The sequence below is a fragment of the Micromonospora sp. CPCC 206171 genome, from assembly GCF_036906755.1.
GTDB classification, from domain to species: domain Bacteria; phylum Actinomycetota; class Actinomycetes; order Mycobacteriales; family Micromonosporaceae; genus Micromonospora; species Micromonospora purpureochromogenes.
In genome coordinates this window covers 1-817 of record NZ_JBAKHT010000070.1, presented here as the reverse complement: position 1 = coordinate 817, position 817 = coordinate 1, and the positions used below count along the sequence as shown (strand labels likewise).

The following is an 817-nucleotide window of genomic DNA, read 5'->3' as shown; positions in this document are numbered from 1 at the left end:
GTGGTAGCCGACGGGGTGCTGCCGTCCGGCGAGGCCGATCAGGCCGGTGGCGTTGACGAGCCGCTCGACCTCGATCGGGGCGCCGGCCTCGGCGGGTCCGGTGGCGATCGGTGGCGGTCCGGCAGGTTGGCCGTCGTCGGCGAGGAGCTGGCGCAGGTGAGCGGGAGTGAGCCGGGACGGCACGGTCTTGAGCCGGACGCCGTCGATGAGCAGGTGGACGACGGTGGTGTCGGCCCAGAGAGTGACCGGTAGTCCGGCTCGGGTGGGGCTGAGCCAGAACTGTTGCCCGCAGACGGTGAGGTTGCCCGAGGCGGGAACGAGGCGGGTGACCTCCACGGCCAGGCCGACATCCCCGCCGGTGGACACAGGCGCTGATAGGACGGCGGACGGTGGAGGCGTCGGCGGGGGTGTCGACAGCGGCCGGCGGGGTGTGGGGATCGTGGTCGCCAGCGTGGGTGGAAGCCGCAGCGGCAGCTGTTCCTCGGCCGGGCAAGCGGTGAACCGGTCGGCCGGGAACGCCATCCCAAGGGACTGGTGAGGCCGTTCGATGTTGTATTCGTGGCGGAAGACGTCGATCGCTGCTTGGGCTTCCTGCGGGTCGGCCCAGACTTCGACGTCGTCGAGCAGTTCGCGTTGCAGGGTCTGGTGGAACCGCTCGACCTTGCCGGTGGTGGTGGGTGAGCGGGGCTTGGTCAGTCGGTGGGTGATGCCGTTCTCCCGGCAGATCCGGTCGAACATCACCTCGCCGCCACCGCGGCCGAACCGGGCGGTGAACTGCTTGCCGTTGTCCGTCAGCACCTCTTCGGGCGCCCCGAAC

Annotated in this window: 1 protein-coding gene; it reads right to left on the bottom strand. The window is 70.6% G+C overall.

The features are described from left to right. The coding region (locus V6U89_RS30115) for an integrase core domain-containing protein (protein ID WP_334576703.1) at nucleotides 1-817 on the bottom strand (817 nt) is incomplete at both ends.